This window comes from Postechiella marina (genome assembly GCF_039538365.1).
GTDB classification, from domain to species: Bacteria; Bacteroidota; Bacteroidia; order Flavobacteriales; family Flavobacteriaceae; genus Postechiella; species Postechiella marina.
In genome coordinates this window covers 630,235-644,910 of record NZ_BAABCA010000001.1, presented here as the reverse complement: position 1 = coordinate 644,910, position 14,676 = coordinate 630,235, and the positions used below count along the sequence as shown (strand labels likewise).

12 protein-coding genes are annotated in these 14,676 nt (G+C 31.2%); 7 read left to right on the top strand and 5 right to left on the bottom strand.

Features of this window, described 5'->3' with window-relative positions:
* Positions 1-65: 65 nt before the first annotated feature.
* Complete coding sequence (locus ABD715_RS02605) at positions 66-2,123, bottom strand: S9 family peptidase (protein ID WP_344786510.1); 2,058 nt, start codon at positions 2,121-2,123, stop codon at positions 66-68.
* Between the two features lie 160 nt (positions 2,124-2,283).
* Between ABD715_RS02605 and ABD715_RS02600 the strand changes: the two genes are divergently transcribed.
* Entirely contained in the window at positions 2,284-2,595 is a 312-nt protein-coding gene (locus tag ABD715_RS02600) for a YbaB/EbfC family nucleoid-associated protein (protein ID WP_344786509.1), read from the top strand.
* Between the two features lie 3 nt (positions 2,596-2,598).
* On the opposite strand, the gene ABD715_RS02595 is transcribed toward ABD715_RS02600, so the two are convergent.
* Positions 2,599-3,615 (bottom strand): threonine aldolase family protein, encoded by a 1,017-nt coding sequence (locus ABD715_RS02595; RefSeq protein ID WP_344786508.1) that lies wholly within the window; start codon positions 3,613-3,615, stop codon positions 2,599-2,601.
* Between the two features lie 145 nt (positions 3,616-3,760).
* Here ABD715_RS02595 and ABD715_RS02590 point away from each other — a divergent pair, with 145 nt between their 5' ends.
* The 5 genes from ABD715_RS02590 to ABD715_RS02570 all read left to right on the top strand — a co-directional run bounded on the left by ABD715_RS02590 (position 3,761) and on the right by ABD715_RS02570 (position 10,835).
* Positions 3,761-6,235, top strand: coding sequence for a TonB-dependent receptor (locus ABD715_RS02590; protein ID WP_344786507.1), 2,475 nt, complete (start codon positions 3,761-3,763; stop codon positions 6,233-6,235).
* A 37-nt stretch (positions 6,236-6,272) separates the two neighbouring features.
* The gene (prfB, locus tag ABD715_RS02585) at positions 6,273-7,379 is read left to right on the top strand and encodes a peptide chain release factor 2 (protein ID WP_344786506.1); all 1,107 of its coding nucleotides are present in this window, start codon (positions 6,273-6,275) and stop codon (positions 7,377-7,379) included.
* Complete coding sequence (locus ABD715_RS02580) at positions 7,376-7,993, top strand: HAD family hydrolase (RefSeq protein ID WP_344786505.1); 618 nt, start codon at positions 7,376-7,378, stop codon at positions 7,991-7,993. Before prfB ends, ABD715_RS02580 begins: the two co-directional genes overlap by 4 nt.
* Positions 7,993-8,334 (top strand): arsenate reductase (glutaredoxin), encoded by a 342-nt coding sequence (gene arsC / locus ABD715_RS02575; protein WP_344786504.1) that lies wholly within the window; start codon positions 7,993-7,995, stop codon positions 8,332-8,334. The genes ABD715_RS02580 and arsC overlap by 1 nt, the downstream gene beginning before the upstream one ends.
* An 83-nt stretch (positions 8,335-8,417) precedes the next feature.
* Entirely contained in the window at positions 8,418-10,835 is a 2,418-nt protein-coding gene (locus tag ABD715_RS02570) for a TonB-dependent receptor (RefSeq protein WP_344786503.1), read from the top strand.
* 61 nt (positions 10,836-10,896) lie between these two features.
* On the opposite strand, the gene ABD715_RS02565 is transcribed toward ABD715_RS02570, so the two are convergent.
* A complete protein-coding gene (locus tag ABD715_RS02565; RefSeq protein WP_344786502.1) occupies positions 10,897-11,070 on the bottom strand; it encodes a hypothetical protein in 174 nt (57 codons plus the stop codon).
* Between the two features lie 272 nt (positions 11,071-11,342).
* Here ABD715_RS02565 and fumC point away from each other — a divergent pair, with 272 nt between their 5' ends.
* Positions 11,343-12,740, top strand: a complete 1,398-nt coding sequence (gene fumC, locus ABD715_RS02560; RefSeq protein ID WP_344786501.1) for a class II fumarate hydratase — start codon at positions 11,343-11,345, stop codon at positions 12,738-12,740.
* 79 nt (positions 12,741-12,819) lie between these two features.
* On the opposite strand, the gene ABD715_RS02555 is transcribed toward fumC, so the two are convergent.
* Both ABD715_RS02555 and ABD715_RS02550 read right to left on the bottom strand, forming a co-directional pair.
* Complete coding sequence (locus tag ABD715_RS02555) at positions 12,820-13,395, bottom strand: Crp/Fnr family transcriptional regulator (protein ID WP_344786500.1); 576 nt, start codon at positions 13,393-13,395, stop codon at positions 12,820-12,822.
* Between the two features lie 156 nt (positions 13,396-13,551).
* Positions 13,552-14,436, bottom strand: a complete 885-nt coding sequence (locus ABD715_RS02550; protein WP_344786499.1) for a chromosome partitioning protein ParA — start codon at positions 14,434-14,436, stop codon at positions 13,552-13,554.
* Positions 14,437-14,676 lie beyond the last annotated feature (240 nt).

Here is a 14,676-nt window from a genome sequence, read left to right as displayed (position 1 = left end):
AGCTATATAACTTAAAAATCATTATACAACTTAAAAACCTGACAAAAATAAGACATTTTTTTTTATTAAGAGGTAATTCCTTCCAAATCTAATAAAAAGGCATACTCTAAAGCGACTTCTTTTAGACTTTCAAAACGACCTGAAGCCCCACCATGACCTGATTCCATATCGGTTTGCAATAACAATATATTATTGTCCTTTTTTAAATCTCTTAACTTAGCTACCCATTTAGCAGGTTCCCAATATTGCACTTGCGAATCGTGTAAACCTGTTGTTACCAGCATATTTGGATATGCTTTCGCTTCAACATTATCGTATGGCGAATACGATTTCATATAATCATAATACAATTTATCGTTAGGGTTTCCCCACTCGTCGTACTCTCCTGTTGTTAACGGAATAGTGTCGTCTAGCATAGTAGTAACCACATCTACAAAAGGAACTGCTGCTAATACACCATTATATAACTCCGGATTCATATTAATAATAGTTCCCATTAATAATCCGCCAGCAGATCCACCATAGGCGTATAAGTGTTTGTTAGATGTATAATTTTGCTCTATTAAAAACTTTGAACAATCTATAAAATCTGTAAAGGTGTTCTTTTTTGTTAGTAATTTTCCTGTTTCGTACCAATGTCTTCCCAAATATTCTCCTCCTCTAACATGAGCAATAGCATATACAAAACCTCGATCTAACAAACTTAAACGAATGGTAGAAAACGATGGGTCTATTGTAGAACCGTAGGACCCGTAAGCATATTGTAATAAAGGATTTGTACCATCTAATTTTAATCCTTTTTTATATACTAAAGAAATTGGCACCTTTACACCATCTCGAGCTGTAGCCCAAACCCGTTTAGATTCGTAATTTTCTTTATTAAATTTTCCTCCTAAAACCTCTTGTTCTTTTTTAATTTCGCTTGTTTTAGTTTTAAAATTATAATCTATTACAGCGCTTGGCGAGGTTAATCCATTATATCCATAACGTAAAATGTTACTGTTAAAGTCTGGATTATTACCTATATAAGCGGTGTAGGTTTCACTTTTAAAAGGTAAAAAATAATCTTCATCACCATTCCAACTTATTATTCTTAACTTATTAAGGCCATTTTCTCTTTCGTTTACAACGAGATAATCTTTAAAAATCTCAATATCTTCTAGTAGTACATTCTCTCTATGCGGAATAACCTCTGTCCAATGCTCTTTGGTTGTTGTATGCTCCGTTGTTTTTAATAGTTTAAAATTAGTAGCACCATCTTTATTAGTTATAATATAAAAGCTATTGTTATAATGTGCTATGTTGTAATCTAGTTCGCGAATACGCTCTTGAAAAACATTAAATTCACCTTCTGGATTATCTGCTTTTAAAATACGATATTCTGTTGTTAAAGTACTTGAAGAACCTATAACCAAATATTTTTTAGATTTTGTTTTATATACAAAGGTATTGAAGGTTTCATCTTTTTCATGATAAACCTCTACATCTTTCGAGGCATCTGTAAATAATGTATGTTTTTTTATTTTATGAGAACGCAACGTTACCTCATCTTTAACCGAGTAAAATAAAGTTTTATTATCGTTTGCCCAGGTAGCACTTCCTGTTGTATTTTTTATAGTATCTGTATAAACCTCGCCTGTAACAAGATTTTTAATTTGTAGCGTATATTGCCTTCTACTCACCGTATCTGTAGTAAAGGCTGCCATTGTATTATCGGGGCTAATAGCAATACCTCCCATAGCAAAATAGCTGTGTGCTTTTGCCATATCGTTACAATCAAACAAAATGTCTTCGTTTGCACCTAAATGCTCCTTTTTTCTTAAGTAAATAGGGTAATCTTTTCCGGTTTCGTAACGTGTTATATACCAATAACCATTAAGTTTATATGGCACCGAAGTGTCGTCTTCTTTTATACGCCCTTTCATTTCTTTAAAAAGAGATTTTTGAAAACCCTCAGTATGCGCCATTACTTTTTTAGTATACGTGTTTTCTGAGTTTAAATACTCTATAACATCCAGGTTTTCTCTATCGTTTAGCCAATAATAATTGTCTATTCTAACATCTCCATGGGTTTCTAATACCTTCGGAATTTTATTAGCTACAGGAATTTGGTTCTCTTTCATCTTAATCAATAATTCTATTACATTTTCTAAAATACGAGTAAGCAAAAATAATGCATAGTATAGTAATACCACCTTAATTTTCAATTTTAATAAGATTTAGATTTTTATCTCTCTTAATATTTTCTAATTTTGCCCTAAATCACTTAAAAACGATAAATTTATGTTTGGAGATATGATGGGCATGATGGCCAAATTACAAGAAGCTAAAAAGAAAGTAGATGAAACTAAAAAAAGGTTAGAAACCGTTTTAGTTGATGAAGCTAGCAACGATAATAAACTAAAAGTTACTTTAACTGCAAACAGAGTTATTAAATCTCTTGAAATTGATGATGAATTACTTGAAGATAAAGAGCAACTTGAAGACTATTTAATTCTTACATTAAATAAAGCCATAAAAAAAGCATCGGATATTAATGAAGCTGAGCTTGCAGCTGCTGCTAAAGATGGTATGCCAGGAATTCCTGGATTGTAATATCTATAAGGTCTTTAGTGTTTCTAAAAACTTATTATGCATAGCATCTGTATAATCTAAATGGGTAACCATTCGCAATTTACCTCCGCCCATACTAATAATATGGATGTCTTTTTGCGCCAATTTATTAGTAAATTCTTTATCGCTAATACTGCTGTTCAACTCAAAAATAACAATATTAGTTTCTATTGGCTCTACAGCTTTAATTATAGATAGTTTAGTTAACTCCACTCCTATTTCTTTAGCCTTATCGTGGTCGTTTTTTAGTCTATCTATATTGTTATCGAGAGCATATATACCTGCTGCTGCCAAATACCCTGCTTGACGCATATTGCCTCCAAATATTTTTCTAATTCTAATAGCTTCTTTCATTATAGCATCGTCGCCAACCAAAACCGAACCTATTGGACACCCTAAACCTTTACTTAAACACACCGAAATAGTATCGAAAACCTCTCCATATTGCAAAGCTCTTTCATTTTTATACACCAAAGCATTCCATAAACGTGCTCCATCTAAATGAAAACCTAAATCGTTATTATCGCAAACCGTTCTAATTTTTTTTATCTCATCAAAATCCCAACAAGCGCCACCTCCTTTATTTGTTGTATTCTCTACTTCTACTAAACTAGTTTTACTATAATAATACGCCTCTGGATTTATAGCTTCCTTTACTTGGTTAGCTGTAAACATACCTCGATTACCATCTAGCAACTTACAAGAAATACCACTGTTAAATGATGCGCCTCCAGACTCGTAATTATAAATATGCGCATATTTATCGCAAATTACCTGATCTCCGGGGTTAGTATGCAGTTTTAGTGCTGTTTGATTAGCCATAGTGCCACTTGGAAAAAATAATGCAGAACTTTTTCCAAACATTTTTGCTATTTTTTCTTCTAATAAATTTACTGTAGCATCCTCTCTAAAAACATCGTCTCCCACCTGGGCTTGCATCATAAATTCCAACATAGATTTTGTTGGTTTTGTAACTGTATCGCTTCTTAAGTCTATTCGCATCAAAAAAATATTAAAAAAACGAATATAAACTAAACTTTTATCATTTAACAAAGTCTAATTATAAAAAAATGCGGCTTAATTTTTGATGTAATTTTCAATTATTAATTTACATTTACGTTAACTAAAAACAACCCTGCTAACATTTATGAAAAAAATAGTCTTATTCTGTGTCTTAAGTACCGTTTTTATCTCTTTTACTGTATTTAACAAAAACCATTTTTCTGAATTGGTTAATGAAAAACTAAAAAACTATGCCTTAATAAATGCTCCAGAAAAAATATACATTCATACAGACAAACCTTATTACGCCTTAGATGAAAGCATTTGGTATACGGGTTATTTAGTAAATGGTATTACACACCAAAAAACAACTAAAAGTTGGGTATTACATGTTGAATTAATAAACAATAAAGACAGTATAGTTGCTAAGAGAAAACTTTTTACTAATAATATAAGTGTTGCTGGCGATTTTAAAATAGAAAAAGATTGGCAAACGGGTAATTACCTACTAAGAGCGTATACCAATTATATGAGAAATGGTAATCCTGATTACTTTTTTCAAAAAGAGATTTCTATATTAGGAACAGATAAAGAAAATGATAGTTTAAAAACAAATACAACTCTTACCAATATAAAAACAGAGCCTGTAGCAGTTACAAAACCCGATTTAAATTTTTATCCAGAAGGTGGTTATTTAATAGAAAATATAAGAAGTAAAATTGCTGTAAAAGTTAAAAATAACATATACAGCAAAACTGAGCTAAAAGGTGTTATTACAGACAACAAAAACCATGTTGTGTCTGAGTTTAAAACTGCCGATTTTGGCTTAGGCACCTTTACACTTAGTCCAGAACCTAACAAAACATATACAGCTACTTTAAATGTTAATGGTGTAGAATACACCTATAAATTACCTAAAGCTTTACCAAATGGGTATGCTTTAAGTGTAATTAATTCTGGTAACTACTTATTAATTGATGCAAAATCAACCGCCATTAACAAACTTAGCGCTTCATATTTAGTTGTGCACCAACGCGGAAAACTAATTTACAGCAAATACGAATCAGAAAACAAAAAAGAATATTCTATAAAGCTTCCTGTTAAAGAATTAAAAGATGGCGTTGCTCACGTTACATTATTCGACGCTAATGGTAACCCAGTTTGCGAACGCCTTACATTTGTTACTAACCCCGAAAACAAAACAACTGTAGATATAGCAAAAGATAAAGAGGTTATAAATAAGCGAAAACAAATTAAGGTAAACATAGATGTTAAAGATAATAATGGTAAAAACCTTCCTAGTCACCTATCTATGAGTGTTAGAGACTTAAGTGCTTTTCCTTACAACACAAGATCTAAAAATATAAAAACATGGTTATTACTTAACTCAGATTTAAGAGGAGAAATTGAAGACCCTGGTTACTTTTTCGAAAAAGAAAACGAACCTAGAAGACATTATTTACTAGATTTAGTTATGCAAACACATGGATGGAGACGTTTTACATGGAAAGATCTTTTACATAACAATAAAAACCATAACGAATTCTCGCCAGAAAAAGGCATAACCATTTCTGGAACTACAAAGTTTCTAAAAAAACCATATTCGGCAACAACAACACAAACAAGACTAACCTTTTTTGGCAAATCTGTAGCACAAGAACCTATACAAGCTACAGATGCTAATGGGCGCTTTAGTTATGGGCCATTTATATTTTTCGACTCGGTGCAAACCATTATAGAATCTAGATTAACCAATTTTAAATCAGATTCACCAAGAGACAGGAAAGTATTAATTCTTTTAGATAATAAAGAAGAAAAAAGTCCTGAGGTTACTAGAAACATCATTTTAAAAAATGATATAGATAGCGACAAACAATTAGAAAATTTTCTAAAAATGTCTGAGTACATTAAGAAAATAAATTTTGAATTCGATCAACAAACTCAAAGATTAGAAGAAGTTACTATTATTGCCAACAAAAAAGACGAACTATCTAAGCGCAAGCAAGAAATGAACGATAGAACAGATTATGGCTACGCTAATAATAGAATTGATTTAGAAACCGATTATAGTTATGGAGGCGAAACCATTTTCGATTTACTATCTACCGTGCCGGGAGTAAATGCTTATAACGACAGCATTTCTATTCGAGGTAGTACCGGAAGCCCTGTAGTGCTTTTAGATAATTTCCCTATAGATGTTGAGTTTTTAACCACTTTACAAGCTACAGAGGTTTCTTTTATAGACGTGCTTAAAGGAGCAGATGCTGCTATGTATGCTGGTAGTGGTAATGGTGTTATTGCTGTATACTCCAAAACAGGAAATATTAGTACCACCAGAAATGTTAAAAGAAAACCAGGTATTATTGATTTTGCTGCCCAAGGATTTTATAACGCTAGAGAGTTTTATGCGCCAGACCATATGTACGGTTTTGAAGAACTCGCCAAAGCAGATGTACGTACAACATTGCACTGGGAACCCAAAATAAGAATAACAGAAAATGGAGGTCAAGAAATATCCTTTTTTAGTTCAGACTCAGAAGGCGATTATTTAATTGAAGTCGAAGGAATTTCAGAAACAGGTATCCCACTACATGCTATTAGCACTTTTTCTGTAAACTAATTGTTATTACATACAGTTAAAGTGTATTTTTGTTTTTATGATTACAAACGATCAGCTAACACAGCTTACAAATAGAGGAAAAAAACTTAAAGATTATTTAGAGATTGATAAAAAGCAAATTCTTATTCAAAATGAAGAAGAAAAAATTGCAAATCCAGATTTTTGGAACAATCCTAAAGACGCAGAAGCTACCATGAAAAATCTACGCTCATTAAAAAAATGGGTGCAAGATTATAAAGATATTATTTCTCAAATAGAAGAATTAGAAATTTTATTAGAATATTATAAAGAAGGTGAGGCTACAGAAGACGATATAGACCTTGTTTACAATAAATTAGTTACACTTTTAGAAGAAGTAGAATTTAGAAATATGCTTTCTGAAGAAGGTGATAACCTTAGTGCTGTTCTGCAAATAACAGCTGGCGCTGGTGGTACAGAAAGTTGCGATTGGGCAAATATGCTAATGCGCATGTATTTAATGTATGCCGAAAAAAATGGATTTAAAGTTAAAGAATTAAACTTTCAAGAAGGAGACGTTGCAGGAATTAAAACCGTTACCTTAGAAATTGAAGGCGATTTTGCTTTTGGATGGTTAAAGGGCGAAAATGGAGTACACCGTTTAGTACGCATATCTCCGTTTGATAGTAACGCAAAACGACATACTAGCTTCGCCTCTGTTTACGTATACCCGTTGGTTGATGATTCTATAGAAATTGACATTAACCCTGCAGACATCGAAATTACAACCGCACGTTCTAGTGGTGCTGGTGGTCAAAATGTAAATAAAGTAGAAACTAAAGTGCAACTTACTCACAAACCTAGTGGCATACAAATTTCTTGTTCAGAAACGAGATCGCAACACGACAATAGATCTAGAGCCATGCAAATGCTTAAATCACAACTTTACGAAATAGAGCTTCAAAAACAAATGGCACAACGCGAAGATATAGAAGCTGGTAAAATGAAGATTGAATGGGGAAGCCAAATTCGTAATTACGTAATGCATCCATATAAATTGGTTAAAGATGTACGCTCTGCACACGAAACAGGAAATGTTGATGCTGTTATGAATGGTGATATTACACCCTTTTTAAAAGCGTACTTAATGATGATGGGACAACAAGAGGAAAATAACCAATTATGAAAACTATAGATACTATTATTTTCGATTTAGGTGGTGTTTTAATCGATTGGAACCCTGAATATGTTTTTTTAAAAGCTTTTAATGGTAATAACGAAAAAATGCGATGGTTTTTAGATAACATTTGTACCATGCATTGGAACGAGAACCAGGATGCTGGTTACCCTATTAAACAAGCAACTAAAGATTTAGTAAACCAATATCCAGAATACAAAAACTACATAGAAATGTATTATGGGCAATGGGAACAAATGCTTGGCGGGGAATTTTCTGGAACTGTAAACATATTAAAAGCTCTAATTGAAGAAAAAAAATATAAAATTATAGCGTTAACCAATTGGAGTAACGAAACTTTTCCTATTGCGCAAAAACGTTTCGATTTTTTACAATGGTTTGAAGGCATTGTAGTTTCTGGAGACGAAAAAACAAGAAAACCCTATAAAGATATATTCAATATTACTTTAAATCGTTTTAATATTAAAGCAGAAAATTCAATTTTTATTGACGATAACATAAGAAACATTGAAGCTTCAAATAACCTAGGTTTTAATGGTATACATTTTAAATCACCAGAAAAACTTATTCAACAATTAACACCATATAATATCCATTTATAATGATAAAAATATATCACAATAACCGTTGCAGTAAATCTAGAACTGGTTTAGAAATTTTAGAAAACGCTGGCAAACCATACGAGGTTGTAAAATATCTTGAAAACGTACCAACTTTTAAAGAACTTAAAAATATTATTGCGTTACTTAACATAGACCCCATAGCATTAGTTAGAAAAAACGAAGCCATTTGGAAAAGTAATTATAAAGGCAAAACGTTAAGCGACGACGAGATTATAAGTGCCATGATAGCCCATCCAAAATTAATAGAAAGGCCTATTGTAATTAATGGAAAAAAAGCTGTAATAGGCAGACCACCCGAAGCTATACTAGACATAATCTAACACCACTTTCTTTTTAACAAAGTTTTAACCATGGCAAGCAACGTCATGGTTTATTTTTGAGCATCAACCAACCTTTTAGCAAGATGCACAAAATCATACTATTCATTTTAGTTTTTAGTATTTCTAATTTACAAGCACAAAGACCAATAAAAAAAGAAGTCCGTATTTCTGGAAAAATTATAGATAAAGAAACCCAACAACCTTTAGAATACGCTACCATAGCATTTTTTAATAAACGCACAAACAAAGTAGTTACAGGAGGCATAACAGATACTAAAGGTATGTTTAATATTCCTGTAGATACTGGGCTTTACGACATCACTTTAGAATATATATCGTTTAAAACGATAACAATTCCAAATAAAAAAATTACTAAATCAGAAAATATTGGTAGCTTTTCTTTAGAAATAGATTTAGAATCGTTAGGAGAAATAGAAATAATAGCAGAAAAAACGACTGTTGAAGTTAGACTTGATAAAAAAATATATAACGTAGGTAAAGATTTAACCGTAAGAGGTGGAAACGTTAGTGATGTTTTAGATAATGTGCCATCTGTATCTGTAGATGCCGAAGGTACTGTGGCTTTAAGAGGAAACGAAAATGTTAGAATATTAATTAACGGTAAACCTTCTGGCTTGGTTGGTTTAGATTCTAGCGATGCTTTACAACAACTACCAGCCGAAGCTATAGAAAAAGTTGAGGTTATTACATCGCCATCTGCTAGGTACGAAGCCGAAGGCACTGCTGGTATTTTAAATATTATTTTAAGACGCAGTAAGTTACAAGGTTTAAATGGCGCAATAACTACAAACGTAGGACACCCAAATGCAGCAGGTATTTCTGGAAACATTAATTACAGAACAGGTAACATTAATATATTTAACACCTTATCTTACAATTATAAAGAGCGTCCTGGCTATTGGTATACCTATACAGAATATAAAGCTAATGGTAATATTTTTGACGAAAAAAGAGACTGGGAAAGAACTAATAAAGGCTTAACAAATAATATAGGTATAGAATGGTATATTAACGATTCGGCATCTATAACCACATCTGTTGTATATAATAACAACGATTTAAATAATAACTCTACAAACCATTTAAATCAATACGATGCTAATAATAATTTAATAGGAAATAGCCTTAGGTTAGATCCTGAAAAAGGAGACAATAATACATTACAATATGCCTTTAATTTTACTAAAAACTTTAAAAAGAGTGGCCATAAATTAACCTTCGATTTTCAGCATGAAGATAACGAACAAAATTTAAAATCTTTAATTAATGTAGACGGTCAAAACACAGATATTTTAACACAATTAGAAGACGAATCTAAAATATTACTTCGTACAGACTATGTTTTACCAATAGGCGAAAATAGCCAAATAGAAATGGGTTATCGTGGAGATTTTAGTAATAAATCTACAGACTATAAAGTAGAACTTTTAAATACAAACACCAATGTTTTTGAAGTTGATAACAACCTAACTAATCTTTTTAATTTTAGAAATTATATTCATGCTCTTTATACACAATATGGCAATAAAATTAATAAGTTCTCCTACCTATTAGGGCTTAGAATGGAAAACACGCAGTTAACCCTAGACCAACCAACCTCTAACGATTTCGAAAAAAGAAACTTTACTGGCCTATTCCCTACCATAAATTTAAGCTATGAGTTTAGCGATTCTGAAAATATAACACTTGGATATAATAGAAGGTTAAGCAGACCAAGATCTTATTACTTAAATCCTTTTCCTTCTAGAAGCAGTTTAACTAATATTTTTCAAGGAAATCCTGGCCTTAACCCTACTTACTCTGGTAAAATTGATTTAGGGTATTTAAATAGATTTGGAAAATTTATTCTTAGTTCTTCTCTATACTATCAAGAATCAAACGATGTTATTCGCTTTGTTAGTGAAGATACTCAAGAAACCGTAAATATAGACGGACAAGAGGTGCCTATACTACAAAGAGGCCCTTCAAATATAGCATCAGAGCAGCGTTATGGTTTTGAGTTTAACCTAACTTACACCCCTATTAGGAAATGGCGAATGAATACCGATTTTAATTTATTTAATGCCATTATAGATGGTGATTACCAAGGCACTAGTTTTGATTCTGAAAATATGACTTGGAGGTTACGTTTTAGTAATAAACTAACCTTACCTGGCGCTATAGATTGGCAAACAAACATGAGTTATAGAGGCGCTAGTGAAGATGCTCAAAACGTTAGAGATGCTGTTTTTTCTACAAACTTAGCATTTAGTAAAGATTTGTTTAAAGAAAAAGCATCTATAGCCTTTAATATAAATGATGTGTTTAATAGTAATAAATTTTCTGGCACCGTAGAAACAGACGATTTTATATCGGATAGAGAAATAAGATTTAGAGGTGTGCGCTCTTATAATTTATCTTTTACCTATAGATTTAATCAAAAGAAAAAAGAAGAACGTGGTGGCAGACCAAGAGGCGGTGGCGACGATGTACAAATGTAAAAACAAAAAAAGCGAAAACAATGTAATTGTTTTCGCTTTTTTTATATTATATAACTAAGTTCTAAGCTTGACTTTTAGCTTTCTTTTCGTCTCTAATTTCTTTTAATCTTTCAATTAAAGATCCTCCAATCCAATAAGGAATAACAAAAGTTAATAAAAATATCATTAACCAAAACCCTATTGTAAGAATAGTTAAAAATGCTAAAAAGCCTAAATATTGATCAAAATCGAACATAATTGTAATTGTCTATTATAATTTTACGCAAATATAGGGCAAAGCTTCTTGTTACACAATACTAAAATTAAGATTTATTAACAGTTTTTTCAACTTTTTACAATTATTATCAAGTAGTATTTATTAAAAAGTAAAGAAATAATTATTGGTATAACTTATTACATTAAAATCTTAGCAATATTGTTAAAAACATAATGTAAAAACTAACAATTATCATTATTAAAATAATCAAAAACACCTAACTTAGCGGTTTAAATTAAATCGTTATAATCATGAGTTTTAGAATAGAAAAAGATACAATGGGCGAGGTAAAAGTACCTGCCGATAAACTTTGGGGAGCGCAAACAGAACGCTCTAGAAATAATTTTAAAATAGGACCATCGGCATCTATGCCATTAGAAATTGTTTATGGTTTTGCTTACTTAAAAAAAGCAGCAGCTTACACAAACTGCGAGCTAGGAGTTTTGCCTATAGAAAAGCGCGATTTAATTGCTCAAGTATGCGACGAAATTTTAACAGGAAAACACGATAGCCAGTTTCCTTTAGTTATTTGGCAAACAGGATCTGGTACGCAAAGTAACATGAATGTTAACGAGGTTATTGCAAATAGAGCACATCAATTGGCTGGACATGTTATTGGTGAAGGAGAAAAAACAATTCAACCAAATGATGATGTTAACAAATCTCAATCATCAAACGATACCTTTCCTACAGGTATGCACATTGCTGCTTACAAGAAAATTGTAGAAAATACAATTCCTGGTGTTAAACAATTAAGAAATACTTTAAAAAGCAAATCTGAGGCATTTAAAAATGTAGTTAAAATTGGACGTACGCATTTAATGGATGCTACACCTTTAACTTTAGGACAAGAGCTTTCTGGGTATGTTGCTCAATTAGATCATGGCTTAAAAGCTCTAGAAAACACTTTATCACATTTAAGCGAATTAGCTTTGGGTGGTACAGCTGTTGGAACTGGATTAAATACGCCAAAAGGTTATAGCAAACGTGTTGCAGAATATATTGCAGAATTTACAAAATTACCTTTTGTAACTGCTCCAAATAAATTTGAAGCTTTAGCTGCTCACGATGCTTTAGTAGAAACTCATGGTGCTTTAAAACAAATAGCTGTATCGTTAAATAAAATTGCAAACGACATTAGAATGATGGCTTCTGGGCCAAGAAGTGGTATTGGTGAAATTACAATTCCTGCTAACGAGCCAGGAAGTTCTATTATGCCTGGAAAAGTTAACCCTACACAATGCGAGGCTATAACTATGGTTTGTGCTCAAGTTATGGGTAATGATGTTGCTGTATCTGTAGGAGGCTTACAAGGCCACTACGAACTTAACGTTTTTAAACCTGTTATGGCTGCCAACGTTTTGCAATCTGCTCAATTAATTGGAGATGCTTGTGTTAGTTTTGAAGAAAACTGTGCTGCTGGTATAGAACCAAACCACCCGGTAATTAAAGAATTATTAAACAACTCTTTAATGCTTGTAACAGCCTTAAATACTAAAATAGGATATTATAAAGCTGCTGAGATAGCAAATACAGCACACCAAAACGGTACAACTTTAAAAGAAGAAGCTGTTAATTTAGGATATGTAACTGCAGAAGATTACGATGCTTGGGTAAAACCAGAAAATATGGTTGGAGAACTTAAATAAAAAATGCGTCTCCTAAATAATTAAGATAATGGATGAAAACTGACATGAAATATGTCAGTTTTTTTATTTTCATGAGTTTCTATTTTATTTTTTTTCTAATTCTACTTAATTGCACAGCTGTTATGCTTAAATACGATGCTATTTGATATTGAGCTATTAATTTTTCAATATCTGGAATAGATTTTATAAGTTTTTTGTATCGCTCGGTCGCATTTAACGAAATTAATTCTAATTGTCTTATTTCATAACTTACAAAAACACTTTCTAGAGCTTTGATATAAAGTTGACTAATTTGAATGTTTTTTCGAGATAATTCTATTAATTCAGAATAATTAACACCATAAAGTTTACAATCTGTTATGGTTTCATAAATTAATTCAGAGGGTTTATCTTTAATTAAAGCTGTAAGCGAACCTGTAAAACTCATTGGTAAAAAAAAATTTTTATTATACTCTTTACCCGTATCAGATAATTTATAAACTCTTACAATACCAGAGAATAACAAATATAAACTAGTAGGCTTCTCTCCTATTTTAGAAATTTGAGTACCTGCTTTTAATTCTTTAACCTCAGTAATTTCTTTAAGACTGTTAAAAGAGTCTTGAGAAATCTCTGTTATCGTTTTTAAAAAAGTAAAAATAAGGTTTTCTTGCATCTAATTTTTAATTACTTAAAGCATTATAATAAAAATAGTAAGTATTTTCTTAAAATAATAAAAAAAACTGTAAAACTCAGAAATATTCTTCAAAAACATAAAAAAACCCAAAAAGTATAATACTTTTTGGGTTTACTAATAAATTAAGAGTTTATATTATTTAAGTGTAAACTCTGATGTTGATACTAAATCTTTTTCGTTATAAACGTTTACCATATAACGTCCTTTTTCAAATTTATTTTCGCCTCTAGAAGCTACAAACTCACAGATATTTAAGTTTGTATTTTCATAGTTAAATTTACTTATAATACTATAATTTAATGTTTTATCTCCAAAAACAACTTGCTGATTAGAACCCAATGTATTATTCTTTGGATCTATTACTTGCACATATAGTTCTTGATCGCCTGCTTGTACTAAACCATTTTTAGCAACCGTAAAACAAACTCTAATTTTATCTGCTCGTCCAGCTCGTTCTGTTGGTATTAACTTCCCAGAAGTTCTTTCTATAACACCAAAACCTTTTAAACCTACAGTTCCTAGTATAGCTGCATTTTCTACTACCTCTGCCAAAGCTGTATTTTGCACTAAAAGAGAATCTGTAAACATAGTACGCTCTTCTAAACGTACTCTTGTGCTATCTAAAGATGTTGCTAAATAAGAATTCTCTACACGTAAAGAGTCATTTTGAGCTAATAATACATCCATTTCTTTTTGTAGAGATCTATATCTATTTTTATATTTCCATAAACTCTTCACGTTAGTTTCTGAAATTGATAAAGAATCTATTAAACCTTGAATTCTTTCTCTAGCTTGTATTAAATTAGAATTAGCTATATCATTTTCTCCAATGGCTTCATCATATTGTTTTGCCATTGCATTTAAATCGTTCATTACTAATTGCTTTTCTTCTGTTAATTCTTTTTTAGTCTCATTACTTTCTTTATACAAATTCATAGTATAAAAACCTGTTGCTAAAAATAAAACTAAAGCGATTCCTAAAGCTACTTTTAATCCTGTACTACCTGTGCTGTTTTCCATAATTACTTGTTTTAAATGTTAGAGTTACGGTTATATTTAAATACTTTTTAGTTAACAATTAAATTAATAAGTTCATTTCAAAAATATATACGTCGCAGTTTTCTGTTTTGGATGTTTTGCTAAAATCTTATCGTATTACACCTTATAAAAACTTATTTAATCAACTTAAAAACAAGCAATTATACATTGCTTAAAGTTTTGTTAAAAATATCTTATCCACTTAATAAATATATCAAAGAT